The organism is Xenorhabdus sp. BG5, from assembly GCF_015163665.1.
In the GTDB taxonomy this organism is placed as follows: domain Bacteria; phylum Pseudomonadota; class Gammaproteobacteria; order Enterobacterales; family Enterobacteriaceae; genus Xenorhabdus.
This window is the reverse complement of the sequence record NZ_JADEUG010000009.1, coordinates 103,162-124,742: the sequence shown is the minus strand read 5'-3', so window position 1 is coordinate 124,742 and position 21,581 is coordinate 103,162. Positions and strand designations below refer to the sequence as shown.

The window sequence follows — 21,581 nt, the reverse complement described above, 5'->3', positions numbered from 1 at the left end:
AGATAAGCATGACTCAGTCCTCTCTTTTGCTTTTTTGTTTGTGGAAAATCAAAATTCGCAAAAATTGGACTGAGTTTCTTCGACACTCCTACCATTTTGAAAAGTTATTTATAACATATACATCATTAATCATATTCCGTTGAGTTTAGATCATGCCTCATAACCGATTATAGAATACAAAACTGTATCTTTAGTTTAGCTTCCTGAATTGAAATATTCTTAGATAATGTTATTTATGCTGATATTATATTTTTTGTTTTATTTAGGGAGGTTTGGTTTATTCCTCTGTATTAAAAAAAGTAAAAGATAGATTTTTTTACTATATTGCTTTATATTGAAATGCTTCTATTTAGCTTTGGGTTGGGATATTTTTCTGTTGTTTTTATTTATAACGGATATATATTATGATATGGAAGTGGAGGAAAAATAACAATATATTATATAGTACACCAAAACAAATATTAATAATGAATCATTAATCCAGTTATTTTAGTTAATTTAATCATAAATAAATAAAATTTTGATTTTGTTATGATGCTTATGTAATAAGAATAAATAAAATAAAATAAAAAGAATAAGTTAAAGTAAATTTACCGATAAAAATATCAACTTTTCACATTAAGGTTAATGTAAGTGTTCGAATTCAAATTATATCGAAATAAAAGGGTTTTCAGATGGATAAATGAGAAGTTAAATTAATTTTAAATTAAACCTGCAACACGAATGGAGAACGATATGTCATTAAATCAACGCTTAACAGAAAATAAGATACCTGTTACAGAAGTTCCCGCAGTGATCGTCAAGCTTTGTTGGCAGAACGTGATCAATTGATCCAAAAGTTATCGCAAGATATTGACCATGTGATTGTTAATTTCAGTAACAGCACTAAGCAACTGGATGGAAAAATCAATGATATTCGCAATATGGTGATTGCGGAGCGTTTGGGGGAGCTTTTGACACAAACGGAATCACAGAAAGCAAAATTGCTGAGTGATATTGAGAGTAAAGCCGAAAAAAGAAATAAATTGGATGTTGAACGGGCTAAAATTATCGAAAGTCAGGATGTGATCCGTGAAAATAATATTGCGGATATGTTTAAAGATTTTATCCCTAGTGCCAGTGATATTGATGGTCTGGATTTTACTCAACCTAAAAAAGAGGCTATTAAACAAGCTATAAAACAAGGTGTTGAGATAGCCAGAAAAATATTAGGTAAAGTTTCTGAAGGATTGAAATATATCGATCTGGCCGATGCCAGAATGAAACTGAGTGATCAAATCGATCAAGTGATAAAAGAATCTGATGCATTGAAAGTGACATTACGAGAAACGGAACAACGGCTTTCTGGTTTAAAAGATGTAATGCAAATCGAAGCAGAACGCACCATTATGCTTGCTGAGGCGGTTAAACTGGTACAAGCGTGGAACGCATTCGCGACTCAATTACATCGTTTATCAGGTAATAAAGTTGATCAGAAATATTTAACCAGTTTGATAAATGACCAATTGGATTTTTTAGCTAATTTAACCTCACAATATAATATGTTGAAATAAGTATTCTGATAAATAAAAGGTTGGGAATAAATATTCTCAGCCTTCGTTTTGATAAATTGTATCTGGCCAGATTAAATCATTGCCGCAATATGAGAAAACTGATATTGCGTAAAGTCTTTGACCTTTAGGTGACCGTGTTCGATATAGCGCCTCACGTGACACGACTGCTTTATCGGTAATCTGTGCCATATCTCCCCGCTTCGCGGGGAGACATCACACGCATAATGAAGTTAAATTGGTATATAAATAATTACAAAATGATAGGTTACACACAATATTTTATGAATTTAACTGTTAATTTAATTTCTTTAATGCGGGCAAATACTGTGATGTGGATGTCCTTTTTCCTAAGAAGGATACCTCCAGAAATGCCCCGATTATCATTCCAGGACAAACAAAGGAAAAGAAATGTCTTATATTCAATCTCATTTGGCGGGGCAAGTTTGGTTCTCACTCGGCGACAGCATAACAGAAAGAGGGTGGTATCAACCTATCGTAACTGAAATATTAGGCTTAAAAGAATTTGTCAATTACGGTATTGGCGGAACATGTATAGCTCAAAAAGATAAAGAGGACAGTTCTGCTATGTGTTTAAGATATAAAGAAATGGGAAGCAATCCAGACATCATTACCCTATGGGGAGGGGTTAACGATTTTGGCTATGATTTTGGTTCTCATGGCGGGATAGAAATAGGAGACAGTAAAGATAAAACCCCATTAACATTTATTGGTGCCATGAATTTATTGCTGGCAGGAATAACAAAGAGATACCCATTATCACGGATAGGATTCATCATAACAACACCTCTCTCAATAAAAAGAGGAATGAACGAAAAAAATTTGAAAGGATACTATTTGTCTGATTATTGCCATGTTTGCAGGGAAGTTTGCGAAAGATATTCTATTCCATATCTGGATTTATTGAAAAACTCCGGCTTTAATGAGGAAAATATAGATATCATGACGAGCAATAGCTTAGGTACAGTGTCCGATGGATTGCATCCATCAAAAATAGGCATGGCAAAAATAGCGCCTAAAATTGCAAATTTCATGTTATCAATTTAAAAGGGATTTAAAATGAGAATTCTAACCATAGATTTATTAAAGATAATGTCTATATTTTTCGTTGTCGTATCCCACGTAACATTGTTCTTTTTGTTACGTCATGATAATGATGTGATTTTGTATTTGTACAGACAAGCAGGTCAGTTGGGTGTTTCGTTATTTTTTATGTGCAGTGGTTATTTTTTGCTAAATAACAAATATGAAAACCAAACAGCTTATGCAGTTAATAAAGTAAAGAAAATTCTCATTGTATTATTGTTTTGGTTGGTCTTTTATTATTGTTATGATAATTTCTTTATTAGTAAATTCACAACAATTCCTTCTGTCAGTTTTTTAAATTATGTTAACGTTAGCAATATTATATCCGATGCCACGCATTTATGGTTTATATTTGCAATAATTGCTCTCTATATACTAACCCCATTAATACGAAGTGCATTTAATTTAGAGAATGCTAAGGGGCTGATAAAGATAATAATCATAATTTTTGTTATTTCTAATTTTACCTTATTGAATGCATTGACAGACTATAAATATAATTTTTCCATTGTGCCCTTTAATATTTTACTCCCATTCCAGGTGCAAGGGCTTCTCAGTTTTCTGATAGGCGGGTATATAGGACTGACAAACCCTAAAATAAAAACTTTCTCCTTTAGCCACATAACGCTGTTAGTGTTAGCCATTATCTCATTGATATTGTTATCATTGATATCAGTCAGGACAGGAATGGCCTTCTTTTATGGGAAGTTTTATAATGTTTTTCTTCAGGTTTCTTCCGTATGTTTATTTTTATTCTTGGTTAATTTAAATGTAAGTAAAATATCAAATATAACAAAAGATATAAACAAAAATATATTGGGGATATATCTTGTTCACAATATTTTTGTTGTTGAGATACACAATGAATTTATCCATGAATTTTTGTTAAGGGAATTTCATTACGTAAATATATATATTTATATAATAGTGTATTCATTACTGGCTTTTTTTCTGTCATATATGTTGTGTGTGTTATTACGAAAATTTAAGATAACTTCGTCAATCATCACTGTTTAATGTGATAAATTGAAGGACATACGTGATAGGGTGAAAACGCGCCGTATTCAGTCAGAAACGGCGCTAACATATTATTTTAATAGAGAAAAACTTATACTTCACAAAATATTAAAATGAAAATAACTTAATCAAACCCCGGTGAAATGAAGCTTTAAACCTAATGCTTTTGATATTTTATAGACTGTATTAAAAGATGGATTTCCTTCGCCTGATAATGCTTTATAAATTCCTTCTCGGCTTATTCCAGAGTCCTTAGATAGTTGACTTATATTTCTGGCTCTGGCTATGTTACCTAACGCTTTAAATAAATATTTAGTGTCGTTTTCTTCGATAGCTGCATTTAAATACGCCTGAATATCTTCTTCACTTTCTAAAAACTCAACAACGTCAAATTTTTTTGGTTCGGTTTTCATTTTAAAATCCCCATTTTTCCGCTAGTTGTTTTGCTTTTTTTATATCATCTTGCTGATTACTTTTGTCACCGCCACAAAGTAATAATATTATTTGATTATTTTTATTGGCAAAGTAAACCCTATATCCTTTCCCATGATGTATTCTTAATTCTGAAATTCCTTTCCCTACAGGCTCAACGTCGCCCAAATTACCTTCTTCCATCCTTTCAATTCTCGTTAAAATCTTGGCTTTTGCTATCTTATCTTTTAGTGATTTTAACCATTTTTCAATCTCCTGAGTCCTCTCGATTGTTATCATTTTGTCCTCCTTAATTGATGTCATCATCATAGTCTTGGTTTACGGTGGTGTCAACTACGGTTAACATGTTGTCATTGCTACCCTTAATGATGATTGGTATAAAGAGCTTTTAATATCTCTACTATATTAGGATTTTTCTCTACCAAATATAACATTTTTAGCGCCGTTCCCGATGGAATACGGTGCTTTAGGGGACTCGATTTGGAGTAAAAACCTTAAAGGGTCAAAGAGACTTTAACGTATCTACGATATTTGGATTTTTCTCTATCAAAAATAACATTTTTAGTGCCGTTCCTGATGGTATACGACGCTTTTGTTCCCAACTCCGAACCAACGAAACACTTGCTCCTATCATTTCCGCAAATTCGGATTGTTTCATGCCAAAATGTTTGCGAATAGATTTAACATTAGGAATAGCATAGCGGTGGATATGCTCAGGTTTAGGGTGATATTCACCATTCTCTATCGCAACCATCTCCTCTACGCTACTAAGAAGATTATTAAATAAATTATTTTCCATAGAATTATCCTCGTTCTCGTTATAGATAGATTAACCGCTGAAGACGATGTTTATTTCATATGTTGAATAGCATTTTTAAGTTGAGCCTTCTGTTCTTGTGTTAGGTCAGCTTGTACGTTTTTAGGGTAAACTAATAACAAATATATTCACCCACTTAATGTCTTGACATAGTAGATAACCCTTATCCCACCACGTTTGCCCATCCCTTTACGACGCCAGCGAATTTTTTTGCATCCACCAGTTTAACTAATCGTGTCGCCACTTTCATAGTATTTCAGTAAGTAACTTTGGCGTTCTTGGAACTCATCATCTTCCATTAGTTCGATTCGTACCTTACTGAATGTGGTAGTTTCGATAAATTCCAAATAATCCACGGTATCCTCTCAGAAGATGAATTTTTTGGGAGCCTGTAATGCAGCAACAATTTAACATATACCGTAACCCATCGGCCAAAACAAACAGGTTTTGGCTGTATTATATTATTATTCAAAATGATTAATTATCACCTTCTTGGACTCAAAAAAATCAATAAATCAGATTTTATTTGTAATAAGGCCCGAATCCGGTGGAATACCGAAATCAGGCCTGGTTAACGATTTAATCAAAGTGCCCAATTTTATGATATCACGTCACTAAGTATATACTTTGATTTAGCGTATCGATTTTGGTGAATTAATTATCACTCCACTTGAGGCTAAAATGTTTGGTTTGGCCTATTTGTTGCTTCAATATGTCACTTAATTTGTATATCTCAGAGCCTTCAGCGTCTTCTGTGTAAACGACGTGACATGTATAACTGGCATTGTCTCCATGTATTTTACCAGGACTGTCAATCCTAAGATTATAAGTTACATTATCAACAGTGACATAAAGAGTTTTATTAAGAAGTGCCATTACTTTCTGATAGCTATTCTGATTAGAGGATATATATAAAGACAGTGAGGTAGAATTTTTCCTAGTGTCTTTACCTCCCTTCAGAGTCCCACCCTCAAAACGGAACTCCGAAATATGTTCAATATCTGTATTAGGTTGCAACCCAGTTAAAGAACCAATATTAGGTTGATTGTCACTTGTATAACCCCAATATTCTATATCCTCCCCATTTTTAGCAGCCCCTAATGTGAGATCGAAAGACAGCATGATATCCTTTGAACCACCTGACCCCCCTCAACCCCCTGAACCCCCTGAACCACCTGAACCACCTGAAGCCGACTCTAGCAATTTCCAGTCACAAGCCACTAAATCTTCCGGCGTTGGTTTCCAAATTGCCCAAAATCCATCTTGATCGCTTTTCTCAATATAAGGATTTCCTTTATTGTTGCTACCAGCCTCCATTTTATAGGCAAGACGCATGTATTCTTCAGGGGCATTCCAGCCACTGCGATGTACCTGTTTTCCTAAATACACTTGAATCAGTGCCCACGGACAAGTGCCAACGGGTGCTACATTATCAACCTGAACCTTATATTGAGTAGGGTCTAATGAGCATTGTTGATCAGCATTATTTTCTAGCTTATTTACCTCAGACATAATTTCCTCACTTATTAATCAATAAAGTTAAAGGCCACTTCATCCTGCTGCTAAATCGCTAGTCAATATTACTTAAGTTAAATTTAATCTCAATAAAATGCAGGGAGATAGTAATTATTCGCATTAATATCTGGCGTTTTATTATAAAATATGTTTATTCGCCAAGTGAATAATCGGCTGGAGGGTAAATTTAAAATTTGCTGCTGATAAAATCCTAAATGCACAATACAGTGATAATAACCTCCATGGAACATGAATATTATTTTTAATGAGAAACCTAATTATCGAATACATGTTCCATTTTGTTTTTTTCTAAAAAAAAACTTCAAATAGGCTGAATTATAAAGATAAAAATACACATGTTAAATTTAAATCAAGTTATTAACTGTATAACCAATAATTACGTGATGCAATTCGTTGTAAATTAATAAAAATATAAAGTACGCGATATAAAATACCAAAAAATAACTATTTTTGGTGTAAAGTTTTGTGGAAGTAAAAATTTTATCTATTAAGTTTACTAATGTGAATTTATTACTGACTTGCTACCGCCTACTGTAACTTATGTATTTGGATTTTTTATATAGGTTACGTGATTTAGTCAGTCAGAGATTTATAACGCAGTGGTCAATTTTCCAATAAAGAGGGTGTCATTGATGAATAGAACAAAACTTTATAAGGCAATATTATTAATTCTTTTTACTCCGATAGTGGCATATACAAGTATAGCAAAGGGAAATGATTGTGCTGTGTCAACTACTCCTGTGTCGAAGGATTCTGTGATATGTGGTACAAGCGCTAACTCACATGTAAACGAGGGGATAGCTATTGGTAAAAACGCAAGTGTTAACGACCAGAAAGCAACTAATTCTATTGCGGTGGGAAACAATACTACTGTAAACGCAGCGTCTTCTGTTGCACTGGGAAATAATAGTTACGTAAATCCAGGCGCAACTAATTCTATTGCGTTAGGTGATAGTTCACTTGCAAATGAGAGTTATGTTGTATCAATAGGAAATAAAAGTACCAATGTAACACGGAAGATAATTTACCTTACTTCTGGTGAGATTTCGAAAAATTCAACGGACGCTGTCAATGGTGGTCAATTGTTTGGAATAAAACAAAAGGTGGAAGGCAACACTAATACTATTAAAGATCATGGAATTAATCTAATTAAATTCTCTAAGAATAATAATATAATATCTGTCGCTGATGCTGCTAATGCTCCGGCAGTATTTAACTTTAACAAGCAAAATATTACAGGTGTTGGCGATGGCGATCTTAGCCAATCATCAACTGATGCTGTCAATGGTGGCCAATTGCATAAAGTAAATAAAAAGGCAAACGATAACGCTGCTGAAATTATAAAGATCATGGCAACTACTGGAGCTGGTCTGGTTCAGCTCTCTGATGATCATAAAAAAGTAGTTTTCAGTGATTATGTCAAGAGTGCAACAACATTTAATGTTGGCGATAGAAATATCACAGGTGCTAAACAAGGCGAAATTAGTCAATCATCGACAGATGTTATCACTGGATCTCAACTCCACGCGACAAATAAATTAGTTGATACGAATACTAGCAATATTGCCGATCACACGAGTAAGATTGCTAATAATACGAAACAACTTGCCGATCACACGAGTAAGATTGCTAATAATACGAAACAACTTGCCGATCACACGAGTAAGATTGCTAATAATACGCATCAACTTGCTGATCACACAAGTAAAATTGCTAATAACACAGATAGAATTGATTCGCTAGAAAATAAAGTGCGTTCTGTCGATAGCGAACTTGGCCGGATGGATAAAAAAATAGATAGGGGATTGGCGATGTCGGCTGCGATGAATGGATTATTTCAACCTTACGGTGTTGGCAACATTAATATGTCAGTCGCTTTTGGTGGCTATGGCGATCATCAGGCTGTCGCAGTCGGTTCAGGATATCGGGTTAATGAAAACGTGGCATTTAAAGCGGCTGTATCAACCTCAGGCTCCTCAAAAACAATGTATAATGCAGGTGTAAATATAGAATGGTAATAGGGTTATATAATATCTAAACTACCACCGACTAAAGTCGGTGGGTTAGCGCAGCCAGGACTGACGACTGAAAGTCGTCAGTCCTGTCTAAACGCGCATACGTCAAAATATTTAAATTCAAGGTCACCGTCTAAAGACGGTGGTTTTAACCTTTCATATGGAAAAATAAAAATAGATCTTCTGATAAATAAAAGGCTGGGAATCTATTTCTCAGCCTTAATTATCATAAAAATGATAATGTAATAAATAGTTATAATGATTCATTAAAAAGAGTATGTATACTCAACGAAAGTTACTATCACAGCATTGTGTATTTTGAACGTTTTTAGCAGAAAAAGTTGAATTTACTCTCCAGTAGATTACTCACTCGCCGAACAGACAGATTTTATCATACAATACCAGATATTAATGCGAATTAATTGCTATATGACAGCATTCTATTGTAATAAAAATTTGACTTAAGTAATATCGACTAGCTATTTAGCAGCAGAATGAAATGTATAAGTTGCATGATTTAATAAATCAGAGATGTATACTCAATAAACTTCAAATTGCAATCCGAAAGACGAGGCGAGACCTTATATTTCCCCGCTGCGCGGGGAAATATAACACGCATCTTGAAGTTGGATTGGTATATAACGCAATGGTTAATTTTTTGATAAAGAGGGTATTATTAATGAATAGAACAAATCTTTATAAAGTAATGTTATTAATTCTTTTTACGCCGATAATATCATATGCTGATAGTGATATAGTTTTGTTTCCTGGTGTTTGTGTTAACAATATGAAAGACCAAGACATTCTTGCTTGTAAGGATGTAGATGGCGGTCATGCGTGGATTGGAAATGATAGCTATAGTCTGTCGTCTTCTAGTAATGGCCGAATTCCTTATGCAACAGATGAAAATGGAAACGTTGGTGATAAAGATAGAAATATAACACAGGGGATAGCATTAGGAACTTCTGCTATGTCTTTGGTAGGGTCAACGGCAGTAGGTGATACAGCTGAAGCTGTATCAAAATTTAGTATAGCTATTGGCGCACACGCACGCGTTGACTTTGACACTCCCAATGCTATTGCGGTAGGATATCAATCTAATGTAAATGGAAACAATTCTGTTGCATTAGGTAGTAAGTCAATAGTTACTAGAGTATCAAATAATTCTGTTGCATTAGGTAGTAATTCTGTTGCAGATAAAGACAATATTGTATCAATCGGAAGCAGTGGCGATCATAAGGACGTTGACGGTGATATAAAGATACTACGGAAGCTAGTGAATCTTGATGACGGTGACATTTCGGCTGACTCAAAAGAGGCTATCAATGGTTCCCAATTGCAGACGGTACAGGATACTATAGAAGCTAACAAAAAGGATATTGAATCTAATAAGGATCTGCTTGATACGACAAATCTGATGACAGAGGAAAACGCAAGGAATATCATCGATATCATAACGAGAGTTAGTACGCTGGAAAAAAAGTGCAATCCATAGGTCACTAATTTGGCTTGATTGATTGATTGATTGATTGATTTCGAATTTATGTTGTTGGTAACATACAAGTGTAATATAGAATAATGTATGGTTGTGTACAATATCAAGATGAATTTTATTGATAAATAAAAGGCTGGGAATCTATTTCTCAGCCTTAATTATTATAAAAATAGATACAATAAATAGTTAGATTAGTTTATTAAAAATAGTGTTTATATTCAATAAAGATTATTATCACTGTATTGTGCATGAGATAAGCAACACAGCGCTGATCGCTATATAATAACGAATACCAGCAGAAAACGTTGAATTTACCTTCCAACAGATTATTCACTTGGCGAATAGACAGGTTTTATAATATGAATCCGTATATTAATTCGAATTAATTACTGTGTGACTGCATTCTATTGAGATTAAATTTAACTTAAGTAATATCAACTGGCAGTTTAGCAGTAGGATGAAACGACCTTTTACTTTAATGAATAATAAGTGAGGAAATTATGTCTGATGTAAAAAATAACGATTCGGTTGGGTTAAGTAGTGATTCAACTAATGATTCCCTGTTGAAATATATGCAGCAAGCTATAGATGATAATAAAAAGGATATTGAGAATAACAGAAAGGATATTGAGAATAACTCAATCGCTATTGCTGTCAATAAACAAGAGTTAGATGATACGCTTCCTTTGCTAAGAAAGTCCGTAACGGATCTCTCAACGTCTATTACTGCCAATCAGCAAGCGGTAGATAATAAGGTCGCTTCGCTAGAGCAGTCCGTAGCGAATTTCTCAAAGTCTATTGACGTTATTACTGCCAATCAGCAAGCAGTAGATAATAAGGTTGCTTCGCTAGAGCAGTCCGTAGCGAATCTCTCAAAAGAGGTTATCAATGGTTCCCAATTGCAGACGGTACAGGATACTATAGAAGCTAACAAAAAGGATATTGAATCTAATAAGGATCTGCTTGATACGACAAATCTGATGACAGAGGAAAATGCAAGGAATATCATCGATATCATAACGAGAGTTAGTACGCTGGAAAAAAGAATACAATCCATAGGTCACTAACTTGGCCGGATTGATTTATTTCGACTTTATGTTGTTGGTAACATACAAGTGTAATATAGAATAATGTATGGTTGTGTAAAATATCAAGATGAATTTTATTGATAAATAAAAGGCTGGGAATTTATTTCTCAGCCTTAATTATAATAAATATTACCCACATTCAAGCAAACTAACCGCTGCACTAATACGAGGTGTCATATCTGTTTCTGGCAATGGTGGAAGAATACCCAGTGCCATTTTTATGAGTGGTTCTGCAATTACCATCGAGATGATAAGTTCACTGATAATATGAAAATCCATTTTTTTTAGTAACCCTTTTTGATACTGGCGCTCAAGCCAATTTGCCAATATATTCCTGCTTTTTTCAATTCCACTTTGTTGATATTTATCCAATAATACTTCACGATGAGGAAAATCAGATTGTAATAATTTAAATAATCCTACTGCTTCTATAGATAAAGATTTCTCTGCTATTTCAGTCAGAAATATTTTCAATGACTTCATCAATTGCTGAAAATTATTAGCGTCTTTCTTAAAAGCGGGAATAAAATTATCTTCCCAACCCATAACCACTTGTTCAAGCAGATCTTCTCGGTTTTTGACAAAACGGTAGAGCGTTTTTTTAGCAATGCCGGCTTTTTTAGCAACCTCATCCATGGTTGTTTTGTTATAACCTTGATTAATCAGAAGTAGAAAGGTGACGTTGTGAATTTTTTGGCGTAAGACTTGCTCTGGAATGGTGGGGCGGCCTCGTGGACGTGGATGATTTTCTGCCATTTTAGCACCTTATAAGTTGTGAATATTTGTACTGCACTGGCGTGATCCTATATAAACAGAACAGACTGATACACAACTCTCAGGTACTTGTCAATCCTATCAAAGCGTGATTATCCGTTCATAAAATAACAGAATAGGGTGGGACCACGGTCCCACTTGGAGAGAGCAGTGTCATCGATTAGGGATGACGGTAATATAATCGCTGACAAAATCGATTAACTTGTCATCATTCGTGATGAGTGGAATCTTGTTGTGTTTTGCCTGAGCGACAATTAACCGATCAAATGGGTCTTTATGTAACTGTTCCGGTAAATCGCATACAACGAGCGTATGATCGCTTTTAATGGGGATTTCAATCAAACCAGCGTCAAACAGCCCATCCCTGAACTGTTCGGAATCTATGGAAAAATCAGGTTTGTTTAAATTGCTTTTAATGACCACCTCCCATATAGACGCCGCGCTAAAACACAAGGTTTTGCTGGTATCTTCCAGCAGATCAGTAAGATCAGCTTTCAGTTTTTCCGGTTCATATGCCATAAACAGCAATATGTTGGTATCTAACAGGAATTCCACTATGAATATTTCCCTTCGCACATATCAACAATTTCGGCGCTGTTCATATCGTCAAAATTGGCGGGAACACTACCCTTGCCTTTGAGGAAGCCTAATTTGCGTTTGGGCTGCTCTTCTCTGTATGCAATAACTTTAACCAGTGCATGACCATTTTTGGCGATCACGACCGGTTCTCCGGTGCGGGCGACTTTCTGAACAATTCTGGATAGGTTGGTTTTTGCATCGTAGATGTTAATTTGTTCCATAACATTACCTATTGATGTTTTAATGTACACAATTTTAGGATATTTATTCTTATTAGTCTGGTCAAGTTGACCAGACCTGTATCGCCCAAATACGTTCTCCATGCTCGAATCATAGCATTTTTTATTACCCACCCATTATTTATAACTTACTGTTTTTAATAAGTTATTGTCATAATTGATATTGTTGAATCATAGGGAATATTTCTATGATGTGACGTTCATCACAAGATGGCATTTTTTGCTAATTTTTGTTAGCAAAAGGTTTGTTTAGATCTTAGTATCGTCATTACTTGTTACAAATTTAACATTAAATTAACCAAAACAAGTAAAATACTCCGCCCACCTGATTATTGACTATTCCAGAGCAAGTTGTTCTTGGGATATGAATATTTTGGCGGTGGCTAAATAATAACAAGACTAATGAGGATTATGATAATGATAAAACGCAACGCACTCGCAATGGCAATTCCGGTACTTCTTATTACGGGGGGAGCAAATGCTGCTGAAATTTATAATAAAGATGGAAATAAAATAGATTTATATGGAAAAGCCGATGTACAAAGAACTTTCTCCAAATCAAATAGCCAGTCTGGTGATGGTTCTGTCGGTCGTATCGGTATTAAAGGTTCAACCCAAATTACAGATATACTCACTGGCTTCGGGCGCTGGGAATTCAATATGGGTGCCAATGGTACAGAAGTGGAAAGTGGGGCAAACACCAGAACACGTTTGGCTTTCGCTGGGTTGAAATTTGGCGAATACGGTTCGTTGGATTACGGGCGCAATTATGGTGTGGTTTATGATGCCAACGCATGGACAGATGCATTGCCAATATTTGGTGGTGATTCCATGGCCGCAACCGATAACTTTCTGATGGGGCGTTCAACCGGGTTATTAACCTATCGTAACACTGACTTTTTTGGTTTGGTCAATGGCCTGAACTTTGCCTTGCAGTATCAGGCTAAAAATGATGATGGTACTAAAAATGGCCGTAGCGATGTTGCAAGGCAGAATGGTGATGGTTTTGGCCTTTCCAGCACCTATGACTTTGGTAATGGCTTCAACATTGGGGCGTCATACGGCAACTCTAACCGGACTTCGGTACAGAAACTGGGTTCTACTGCCGCTAAGGTTCTGGCAAAAGGGAATAAAGCCGAAGCATGGATCGTTTCTGCCAAGTATGACAAAGATAATGTCTATCTGGCAGCCATGTATGGTGAAACCCGTAATATGACCCGATTTGGCAGCTCTGTGAATAACTACACGATGTTTGCCAATAAAACCCAAAACATTGAGTTGACGGCTCAGTATCAGTTTGATTTTGGTTTGCGTCCCTCTGTCGCTTTTGTTTATTCCAAAGGTAAAGATTTGGGTAATGACCTGGCTGATAAGAGCATACTGACAGACAAGGGATCTGAAGATTTGGTGAAATATGTTTCAGTCGGTGCCTTCTATAATTTTAACAAAAATATGGGCACGTATGCTGAATATCAATTTAACTTATTGAAAGACAATGATTTCACTAAGAAAGCGAAGACCAGTACTGACGACGTCTTTGGTGTTGGTTTAGTTTATCGCTTCTAATTGTCATTTTTTGCCGAACTGCCTTAATGGATTTAACTGTTAAGGCAGTTCGCTTGCCATTATCTTTCGGCTTCACCGCCCAGCGCATCAATCGTATTTTTGATCAATGCACTGAGTTCACCCGTCATTAAGGTAAAATCAGCATCTAATCGTTGGGCAACATCTTCACGATCGATATCATCATTTTGTTCACGTAAAGTTTCGCTAAATTTAATCCGTTTGAAAGCGCCATCATCTGACAGCATAAACTGAATACGCTCTTCCCAATCCAGGGCCAACTTAGTGACATATTTGCCAGATTCAATATGTGCTGCAATTTCATCTGAAACCAAATCCTGCTTCTTACAGCGGATCACGCCACCTTCTTCCAAAATGGCTTTGAGTTCGGCTTCATCCATCAGGGCATAACCGGTAGGAAGATCACCTGAACGTACCCACTCGGTTAGCGTCAATTCAATGGGATTGGTGAAAGTAAGAGGAACAACGGGCAGTGATCCCAATGTTTTTCTCAACAGTGCCAGATTATCTTCGGCCCGTTTTGCGCTGGCGGCATCAACGATAATTAAATGATTGACGGTATCGATCCAAATATAAGTTTGGCTGAAACGGCTGAATGCTCTTGGCAGCAGCGTATGAATGACTTCATCTTTCAGTGAATCTTTTTCTGTCTTTTTCAGTTTGCGATGTTGTTCACCTTCCAGACGGGCTATTTTGTCCTGTAATTCCTGCTTAATCACCGGAGAAGGCAGCATTTTTTCTTCTTTGCGTGCGCAGATCAGAATTTGATTGCCGGAAGCATGGGTTAATGCTTCACCGTGCGATCCCATTGGCGAAACCCAGCCCGTTTTCATCATATCCTGGCTGCCGCATGGGGTGAATGCCAATGGGCTTAATTGTTTTTCCAGTTCATCCGCAGAAAGAGAAATCTCTCGGTTTAAACGGTAAATCATTAAATTTTTGAACCATAACATGCGGTTACCCCATATTGTTGCGCATTGTGACAAAGGTCATCTTAAAAACATAAGGGGTATGATAACGAATCATGTGATGAAGCCCTAGAACTTCATGAGTTTCCTATAATCACATCTTCATTCTCATATTGGACCCGGATGTAATTGTACTTGGCGGTGGCATGAGCCATGTTGATCGCCTTTACCAAACGTTACCCGATTTAGTCAAAGAGTGGATTTTTGGTGGCGAGTGTGCAACACCAATCAGAAAAGCAATGCATGGGGATTCCAGTGGTGTGCGTGGGGCGGCATGGTTATGGCCTATTTGTTGAAACGGTTTATTATGATGCCTGGAAGCAATTCTATAAAGGGGCATAGTGATGAAGAATATGTTGAAAAGTAAGAACGTGTTGACAATGTCAACGCTGGCAATGCTGGTGGCATTCAATGTGAACGCGGCAACCGTTGATTTAAGGGTGATGGAAACCTCAGATATTCACGGCAATCTGATGGATTTCGATTACTTTAAAGATAAAACCACAGAGCAATTTGGTTTGGTTCGCACTGTAAACTTAATTAAGGCAGCCAAAGCGGAGGCAACCAATGCGATCTTGGTAGATAACGGTGACTTGATTCAAGGTAGCCCGCTTGCGGATTACATGGTGGCAAAGGGATTGAAACAAGGGGAGATTCATCCAGCCTACAAATTGATGAATACGATGGACTATACCGTCGGCAACTTTGGTAACCATGAATTCAACTTTGGATTGGCTTATCTGAAACAGGCCATCGCCGGTGCCAAATTCCCTTATATCAATGCGAATATCATCGATGCCAAAACCGGTAAAAACTACTTTACGCCGTATATTATCGTTGATACTCCAGTCAAAGATCGCGAAGGCAAAGAGCACACGATTAAGATCGGTTATATCGGTTTTGTGCCACCCCAAATCACAATTTGGGACAAAGCCAATCTCAATGGCAAAGTCGTTGTTAATGACATTACTGAAACCGCGAAAAAATTCGTCCCTCAAATGAAGAAAGCGGGTGCAGAGCTGATTATCGCCATTCCCCATTCTGGTTTCTCTCAAGATCCTTATAAAGCGATGGCAGAAAACTCGGTTTACTATTTGAGTGAAGTTCCCGGCATTAATGCCATTATGTTTGGTCATGCTCACGGCGTGTTCCCAGGCAAGGAATATACAGGTATCAAGGGGGTTAATGTCGCTAATGGCACGATTAATGGTATCCCTGCCGTTATGCCGGGGCAGTGGGGGGATCATCTGGGGGTTGTCGATATGGTAATCAATAACGGCAGTGGTGAATGGAAAGTCGAATCTGCTAAAGCGGAGGCTCGCCCTATCTATGACAAAACCCATAAAAAAGCATTGGTTGAACGCGATAATAAACTGGCTTCCATCATCGAAAAAGATCACTTGGGAACGCGCAAATTCGTGAGTAAATTCATTGGAAAAGCCACTGACAACATGTACAGCTATCTGGCGCTGATCCAGAGCGATCCAACTGTTCAGATCGTCAATGATGCGCAGGTAGATTACACCAAACGCTTTATCCAGGGCGATCCAAATCTGGATGGGCTTCCTGTTTTAGCGGCGGCGGCACCTTTCAAAGCGGGCGGGCGTAAAAATTCACCATCTGACTTTGTGGAAGTGGAAAAAGGGGATCTGACTTTCCGTAACGCGGCCGATTTATACCTCTACCCAAATACATTGGTGGTAGTGAAAGCAACGGGGGCGAATGTGGTCGAGTGGCTGGAATGCTCGGCGGGCATGTTTAACCAGATTGATGCAAACTCCACCAAACCACAAGAATTGCTGAACTGGGAGGGTTTCCGTACTTACAACTTCGATACCATAAGCGGGGTTAACTATAAGATAGACCTGACTCAACCCGCTAAATACGACACCGATTGTCAGCTTATCAATAAAGATGCGAACCGTATCAAAGATGTTACCTATCAGGGTAAGCCGATTGATCCGAAAGCCACTTTCCTGATCGCCACCAATAACTACCGTGGATACGGCGGTAAATTTGCCGGCACCGGAGAGGATCACATCGCATTTGCTTCACCGGATGAAAACCGTACTATTTTGGCTTCTTACATTTCCAGAATGACCAAAGAGCAGGGCGTAGTATCAACTCAGGTTGAAAACAATTGGTCATTCTTACCAATCAAAACAGATAAAAAATTAAATATCCGTTTCGAAACTTCTCCAACAGAAAAAGCGGCGAAGTTCATTAAACAACACGCCCAATACCCGATGAAGTACTTAAAAAATGATGATACCGGTTTTTCCATCTACCAAATTGATTTAACAGAGAAAAAATAAAACTTACTGAACGTAATCATATGAATGCCTGCTCTCCTGCATAGCTAAAGGGCAGGCAAATTTTGGACGTTAAGAGATAACAAAATGAATTATAAATATACCAATCTAACTTTAAGATGCATATGATTTCTCCCCGCGAAGCGGGGAAGAAATCACGTTTCATATAGTGTTGTAAATTGCAACTTGAAGTTTAATGCGTATATAAATAACTTCCGATTGCGATTTTGATATCGGAACAAAATAATGTGACGGGGATAAAAGATAACGCAGATCGGCGTAGATAAAACCAATAGATCAAAGATACTGTAACAGTTGTTTGATCCAGATCAGAAATGCAACGCTAATTATTATGTGTTGCATTTTAGTATGAGAATAAATTTCAAGTTACTTGAATAGATTACTCAATATAGTCATCTTGGTAATAGTCATAAGGTAATAATGATGTATGTATTGATGATTTAATAATGAAAACAATTATGGAGACCACTAATATGCAGACAATGTTGGTAAGGATAATAAAAAATAAAATAGCTAAAATATTTATCTGTTCTGTCAGTCTGATTCTGGGAAATATTACGTTCTCATATGCTGCGATTGTCCCTCCCAATGTGCAATTGGCGGATAAGCAGGAAATTACCCGCAATAATTTTTCCGAACCTGCTTCATTAGATCCGCATAAATCTGAGGGTAGCAGTGAATTTGATATTTTGCGGGATTTTTTTGATCGCTTAGTTGATACAGATAAAGAAGAGAATATTATCCCCGCTTTGGCTGAGCGCTGGGAAACCAAAGATAATAAAACGTGGATCTTCTATTTAAGAAAAGGGATTAAATGGTCTGACGGTACACCGATTACCGCCCATGATGTGGTTTTTTCTTTACGACGTCTGGTGACACCTGACACGATTTCGCCTTACGGTAGTTACCTGATTCAGGCAGCTGTCGTAAACGCACGTGATGTACTATCTGGTAAGAAAAAACCGCAAGAACTCGGTGTTAAGGCACTGGATGATACAACGGTAGAAATTGTACTGGAAAAGCCAAAAACCGTTTTTTTGCAAATGTTAGCGCATCCCGCCATGTCTCCGGTGAGTGAACAGGCTATTAAAAAATATGGCAGTAAATGGACTCAGCCCCAACATTTTGTTAGCAATGGGCCTTTTAAACTCTCTGAATGGGTAGTGAATGAAAAAATTGTTGGTGTCAGAAATTCCTATTATTGGGATGATAAAAATACCGTCATTAATAAAGTCACTTACTTGCCATTATCAGATTATAAAGCGGATCTAAACCGCTATATGACAGGAGAGATTGATATATCTAACGGAGGGCCATCGGAATTCTTGCCAATCGTTAAGAAGAAATTTGGTGATCAATTGCATGTTAAGCCCATGATGAGTGTTTATTATTATCTTTTTAATACACAAAAACCGCCCTTTAATGATATTCGGGTCAGACAAGCGTTGGCTTTAGCATTGGACAGAAATATTATCACTGACAAGGTATTAGGTAATGGTCAAAAGCCCGCTTATGATGTGGTGTCTCCGGGGGCTGGGGGGATTTATTTAAAACAGCCTGAATATGCCTCATGGACACAGGAACAGCGCATTGCCAAGGCCAAAACGCTACTGAATGAGGCTGGTTTTAATGAAAAGAATCCACTCAAGTTGACCTTATTATATAATACCTCTGATGGACATAAAAAAATTGCCATTGCTGCCACCTCAGCGTGGAAAAAGAATCTGGGGGTTGGAGTTATCTTACAAAATCAGGAAACTAAAACGCAGAATGATAGTATGACGCAGGGTAACTTTGAGCTGACGAGATACGCATGGAATGCTGATTATAATAGCCCAACTAGCTTTTTAGATATTTTCACATCAGGGAATACCAATAACCATATGAGATATCAAAATAAGGAATTTGATCGATGGGCTTTAAAAGCAGATGAAACGAATGATCCCGCTGATTACCAACAAGCCATTGATATTCTCAATGAAGAAATACCCGCCATCCCCGTTTATTATTATGTCCGTGTAAAACTCGTTAAGCCTTATGTTGGTGGTTTTTACGTAGATTCGATGGGAAATATCCCGACAAAAGATCTCTATATTATTAAATACTGATTTTTGCTTAATAAGATCCTGTTTTTATTAGGCTCTTGTTGCTTAATAAAGTTAGTTGAAATTATAAGTTAAATAAAAATGGTAGCGTAATGTAATAATGAAAATAGCAATTAATGGAGATTCAAAATATGAAAAAAATCATGGCGGGTTTAATGAAAAATAAGCTCCCCCAAATACTCACCTGCTTGATAGGAATACTATTAACAAACATCACACCCTCTTATGCTGCCGTTGTTCCACCAGGAATGCAATTGGCTGAGAAACAAGAAATTGTGCGTAACAATGGTTCTTTCCCCGCTTCTTTAGATGTCCATAAAGTAGAAAGTAATGTTGAGTTGAATATTATCCATGATTTTTTTGATGGTTTGGTTTACACCAACAGAAAAGGCCATATTGAACCCAGATTGGCTGAACGCTGGGAAACGAATGACAACCAAACCTGGCTCTTTCATTTAAGAAAAGGCGTTAAATGGTCTGATGGCTCGCCGATTACTGCCCATGATGTGGTATTTAGCTGGCGACGTCTGCTTGATCCCGAAATGGGTTCGCCTTATGGCAGCTACCTTGGAACAGCTCATGTAGTGAATGCAAACGACATATTGTCAGGCAAGAAAAAAGCGGAAGAGCTTGGCGTAAAGGCGCTGGATGATTTCACCTTGGAAGTGAAACTTGATAAACCTGTAGCTTATTTCTTGCAAATGCTCACCCATCCAATCTTGGTTCCGGTGAGTGCAACAGCGGTTAAAAAATATGGTGACAAATGGACACATCCTGATGTTTTTGTTGGCAGTGGTGCATTTAAGCTATCTGAATGGAAAGTGAATGAAAATGTGATTGGGGTCAGGAATCCCCATTATTGGGATGATAAAAACACGGTAATTAATAAAGTGACTTACCTTGCTATTACATCAGAAAAGTCGGATTTAAACCGCTATCTCGCCGGTGAAATTGATATGACGATGACCATTCCTCTGGATTCTTTTGCATCATTAAAGAAAACATTGGGTGATCAAGTTCATGTGAGTTCTATGCTCAGTACTTACTATTACGTGTTTAATACGCAAAAACCGCCGTTTAATGATGTTAGAGTTCGGAAAGCATTAGGTTTAGCCATAGATAGAGATGTGATTGCTGATAAAGTATTGGGAATGGGACAATTGCCCGCTTACGATATTTTGCCTCCTAATATTGGTGGTATCACATTAACCCCACCAGAATATGCCTCCTGGACACAGGAACAGCGGATTAAAAAAGCGAAAGAGCTATTGAATGAAGCGGGTTTTAACGAGAAAAATCCACTCAAATTCAACTTGCTTTATAACACGAGAGAATCCCATAAAAAACTTGCTATCGCTGTCACTTCAATGTGGAAACAGAACTTAGGTGTTCAAGCCAGTTTACAAAATCAGGAATGGAAAGTGATGTTGGATAATATGCACCAGAACAAGTTTGATGTAGTCAGATATGCATGGACGGCGGATTACAACAGCCCAATGTCTTTTTTGGATACTTTCCTGACGGGAAGCAGTCATAATATACCACAATATGCCAATAATGATTTTGATCAGATGGTTATTAAAGCAGGTGAAACGAATGATATCGCTTATTATCAAAAAGCGATGGCTATTTTTAATCATGATATACCGGTGATCCCTGTCTATTATTATGTCAGTAATCGCCTGGTGAAGCCTTATATTGGTGGGTTTTACGTTACCCCAATGGATTATATTTCTACAAAAGATCTTTATATTATTGAACATTAATAACTATACCAATCTAACTTCAAGATGTGTGTGATTTCTCCCCGCTTCGCGGGGAGAAATCAGGTTTCATAGAGTGTTGTAAATGGCAACTTGAAGTTTAATGCGTATATAGTGGATCGAGGCAACTATTAAAAGGAAAAGCAATAGCTGCTTTTCCTTTCAGGGTCATACAATTA

Annotated in this window: 19 protein-coding genes and 2 pseudogenes; 11 read left to right on the top strand and 10 right to left on the bottom strand. The window is 37.0% G+C overall.

The window, feature by feature from the left end:
* Nucleotides 1-809: 809 nt before the first annotated feature.
* The 3 genes from IQ209_RS07110 (at nt 810) to IQ209_RS07100 (ending at nt 3,674) form a co-directional block, all read left to right on the top strand.
* A complete protein-coding gene (locus IQ209_RS07110; protein WP_304952573.1) occupies nt 810-1,553 on the top strand; it encodes an alpha-xenorhabdolysin family binary toxin subunit B in 744 nt (247 codons plus the stop codon).
* 408 nt (nt 1,554-1,961) lie between these two features.
* Complete coding sequence (locus IQ209_RS07105; protein ID WP_193850301.1) at nt 1,962-2,618, top strand: SGNH/GDSL hydrolase family protein; 657 nt, start codon at nt 1,962-1,964, stop codon at nt 2,616-2,618.
* Nucleotides 2,619-2,630: 12 nt separating this feature from the next.
* Complete coding sequence (locus IQ209_RS07100) at nt 2,631-3,674, top strand: acyltransferase (RefSeq protein WP_193850299.1); 1,044 nt, start codon at nt 2,631-2,633, stop codon at nt 3,672-3,674.
* Between the two features lie 128 nt (nt 3,675-3,802).
* Here the strand turns inward: IQ209_RS07100 and IQ209_RS07095 are convergent, their stop codons facing one another.
* The 6 genes and pseudogenes from IQ209_RS07095 to IQ209_RS07070 form a co-directional block, all read right to left on the bottom strand.
* The gene (locus IQ209_RS07095) at nt 3,803-4,087 is read right to left on the bottom strand and encodes an addiction module antidote protein (RefSeq protein WP_193850297.1); all 285 of its coding nucleotides are present in this window, start codon (nt 4,085-4,087) and stop codon (nt 3,803-3,805) included.
* 1 nt (nt 4,088) lies between these two features.
* Nucleotides 4,089-4,385: a type II toxin-antitoxin system RelE/ParE family toxin gene (locus IQ209_RS07090; RefSeq protein WP_193850295.1), complete on the bottom strand. Its 297-nt coding sequence runs from the start codon at nt 4,383-4,385 to the stop codon at nt 4,089-4,091.
* A gap of 223 nt (nt 4,386-4,608) precedes the next feature.
* The gene (gene nadS, locus IQ209_RS07085; RefSeq protein ID WP_193850293.1) at nt 4,609-4,905 is read right to left on the bottom strand and encodes a NadS family protein; all 297 of its coding nucleotides are present in this window, start codon (nt 4,903-4,905) and stop codon (nt 4,609-4,611) included.
* A 50-nt stretch (nt 4,906-4,955) separates the two neighbouring features.
* A pseudogene (locus tag IQ209_RS07080) lies at nt 4,956-5,222 on the bottom strand (type II toxin-antitoxin system RelE/ParE family toxin).
* Nucleotides 5,223-5,577: 355 nt separating this feature from the next.
* Entirely contained in the window at nt 5,578-6,045 is a 468-nt protein-coding gene (locus IQ209_RS07075; RefSeq protein WP_193850291.1) for a hypothetical protein, read from the bottom strand.
* A 27-nt stretch (nt 6,046-6,072) separates the two neighbouring features.
* Nucleotides 6,073-6,435 (bottom strand): MW1434 family type I TA system toxin, encoded by a 363-nt coding sequence (locus IQ209_RS07070; protein WP_193850289.1) that lies wholly within the window; start codon nt 6,433-6,435, stop codon nt 6,073-6,075.
* A gap of 656 nt (nt 6,436-7,091) precedes the next feature.
* Here IQ209_RS07070 and IQ209_RS07065 point away from each other — a divergent pair.
* From IQ209_RS07065 to IQ209_RS07055, 3 genes are all read left to right on the top strand, one after another.
* Nucleotides 7,092-8,477 carry a YadA-like family protein gene (locus IQ209_RS07065; protein WP_193850287.1) on the top strand — a complete coding sequence of 462 codons (1,386 nt, stop codon included), beginning with the start codon at nt 7,092-7,094 and terminating at the stop codon, nt 8,475-8,477.
* 676 nt (nt 8,478-9,153) lie between these two features.
* Nucleotides 9,154-9,969, top strand: a complete 816-nt coding sequence (locus tag IQ209_RS07060; RefSeq protein ID WP_193850285.1) for a hypothetical protein — start codon at nt 9,154-9,156, stop codon at nt 9,967-9,969.
* Nucleotides 9,970-10,469: 500 nt separating this feature from the next.
* The gene (locus tag IQ209_RS07055; RefSeq protein WP_193850283.1) at nt 10,470-11,036 is read left to right on the top strand and encodes a hypothetical protein; all 567 of its coding nucleotides are present in this window, start codon (nt 10,470-10,472) and stop codon (nt 11,034-11,036) included.
* 150 nt (nt 11,037-11,186) lie between these two features.
* Here the strand turns inward: IQ209_RS07055 and IQ209_RS07050 are convergent, their stop codons facing one another.
* The 3 genes from IQ209_RS07050 to IQ209_RS07040 form a co-directional block, all read right to left on the bottom strand.
* Nucleotides 11,187-11,813: a TetR/AcrR family transcriptional regulator gene (locus IQ209_RS07050; protein WP_193850281.1), complete on the bottom strand. Its 627-nt coding sequence runs from the start codon at nt 11,811-11,813 to the stop codon at nt 11,187-11,189.
* 171 nt (nt 11,814-11,984) lie between these two features.
* Entirely contained in the window at nt 11,985-12,386 is a 402-nt protein-coding gene (locus tag IQ209_RS07045; protein WP_193850279.1) for a type II toxin-antitoxin system VapC family toxin, read from the bottom strand.
* Nucleotides 12,386-12,631 (bottom strand): type II toxin-antitoxin system Phd/YefM family antitoxin, encoded by a 246-nt coding sequence (locus IQ209_RS07040; protein ID WP_193850278.1) that lies wholly within the window; start codon nt 12,629-12,631, stop codon nt 12,386-12,388. The genes IQ209_RS07045 and IQ209_RS07040 overlap by 1 nt, the downstream gene beginning before the upstream one ends.
* Nucleotides 12,632-13,066: 435 nt before the next feature.
* Between IQ209_RS07040 and IQ209_RS07035 the strand changes: the two genes are divergently transcribed.
* Nucleotides 13,067-14,215: a porin gene (locus IQ209_RS07035; protein WP_228005756.1), complete on the top strand. Its 1,149-nt coding sequence runs from the start codon at nt 13,067-13,069 to the stop codon at nt 14,213-14,215.
* A 59-nt stretch (nt 14,216-14,274) separates the two neighbouring features.
* On the opposite strand, the gene rdgC is transcribed toward IQ209_RS07035, so the two are convergent.
* Nucleotides 14,275-15,186 (bottom strand): recombination-associated protein RdgC, encoded by a 912-nt coding sequence (gene rdgC / locus IQ209_RS07030; protein ID WP_193850276.1) that lies wholly within the window; start codon nt 15,184-15,186, stop codon nt 14,275-14,277.
* A gap of 125 nt (nt 15,187-15,311) precedes the next feature.
* On the opposite strand from rdgC, the pseudogene IQ209_RS07025 reads away from it, so the two are divergent.
* From IQ209_RS07025 to IQ209_RS07010, 4 genes and pseudogenes are all read left to right on the top strand, one after another.
* Nucleotides 15,312-15,497 (top strand): annotated as a pseudogene (locus tag IQ209_RS07025) (ROK family protein); the annotation flags it as partial.
* Nucleotides 15,498-15,545: 48 nt separating this feature from the next.
* Entirely contained in the window at nt 15,546-17,516 is a 1,971-nt protein-coding gene (locus IQ209_RS07020) for a bifunctional 2',3'-cyclic-nucleotide 2'-phosphodiesterase/3'-nucleotidase (RefSeq protein ID WP_193850274.1), read from the top strand.
* A 476-nt stretch (nt 17,517-17,992) separates the two neighbouring features.
* On the top strand, nt 17,993-19,642 hold the full coding sequence (locus IQ209_RS07015) for an ABC transporter substrate-binding protein (protein WP_228005755.1): 1,650 nt from the start codon (nt 17,993-17,995) through the stop codon (nt 19,640-19,642).
* A 128-nt stretch (nt 19,643-19,770) separates the two neighbouring features.
* Complete coding sequence (locus tag IQ209_RS07010; RefSeq protein WP_193850272.1) at nt 19,771-21,405, top strand: ABC transporter substrate-binding protein; 1,635 nt, start codon at nt 19,771-19,773, stop codon at nt 21,403-21,405.
* Nucleotides 21,406-21,581: the final 176 nt, after the last annotated feature.

Coding starts and splice junctions, on each gene's coding strand:
- IQ209_RS07105 (WP_193850301.1), top strand. CDS start 1,962: ATGTCTTATATTCAATCTCATTTGGCGGGGCAAGTTTGGTTCTCACTC.
- IQ209_RS07100 (WP_193850299.1), top strand. CDS start 2,631: ATGAGAATTCTAACCATAGATTTATTAAAGATAATGTCTATATTTTTC.
- IQ209_RS07095 (WP_193850297.1), bottom strand. CDS start 4,087: ATGAAAACCGAACCAAAAAAATTTGACGTTGTTGAGTTTTTAGAAAGT.
- IQ209_RS07090 (WP_193850295.1), bottom strand. CDS start 4,385: ATGATAACAATCGAGAGGACTCAGGAGATTGAAAAATGGTTAAAATCA.
- nadS (WP_193850293.1), bottom strand. CDS start 4,905: ATGGAAAATAATTTATTTAATAATCTTCTTAGTAGCGTAGAGGAGATG.
- IQ209_RS07075 (WP_193850291.1), bottom strand. CDS start 6,045: ATGCTGTCTTTCGATCTCACATTAGGGGCTGCTAAAAATGGGGAGGAT.
- IQ209_RS07070 (WP_193850289.1), bottom strand. CDS start 6,435: ATGTCTGAGGTAAATAAGCTAGAAAATAATGCTGATCAACAATGCTCA.
- IQ209_RS07065 (WP_193850287.1), top strand. CDS start 7,092: ATGAATAGAACAAAACTTTATAAGGCAATATTATTAATTCTTTTTACT.
- IQ209_RS07060 (WP_193850285.1), top strand. CDS start 9,154: ATGAATAGAACAAATCTTTATAAAGTAATGTTATTAATTCTTTTTACG.
- IQ209_RS07055 (WP_193850283.1), top strand. CDS start 10,470: ATGTCTGATGTAAAAAATAACGATTCGGTTGGGTTAAGTAGTGATTCA.
- IQ209_RS07050 (WP_193850281.1), bottom strand. CDS start 11,813: ATGGCAGAAAATCATCCACGTCCACGAGGCCGCCCCACCATTCCAGAG.
- IQ209_RS07040 (WP_193850278.1), bottom strand. CDS start 12,631: ATGGAACAAATTAACATCTACGATGCAAAAACCAACCTATCCAGAATT.
- IQ209_RS07035 (WP_228005756.1), top strand. CDS start 13,067: ATGATAAAACGCAACGCACTCGCAATGGCAATTCCGGTACTTCTTATT.
- rdgC (WP_193850276.1), bottom strand. CDS start 15,186: ATGTTATGGTTCAAAAATTTAATGATTTACCGTTTAAACCGAGAGATT.
- IQ209_RS07020 (WP_193850274.1), top strand. CDS start 15,546: ATGAAGAATATGTTGAAAAGTAAGAACGTGTTGACAATGTCAACGCTG.
- IQ209_RS07015 (WP_228005755.1), top strand. CDS start 17,993: ATGGAGACCACTAATATGCAGACAATGTTGGTAAGGATAATAAAAAAT.
- IQ209_RS07010 (WP_193850272.1), top strand. CDS start 19,771: ATGAAAAAAATCATGGCGGGTTTAATGAAAAATAAGCTCCCCCAAATA.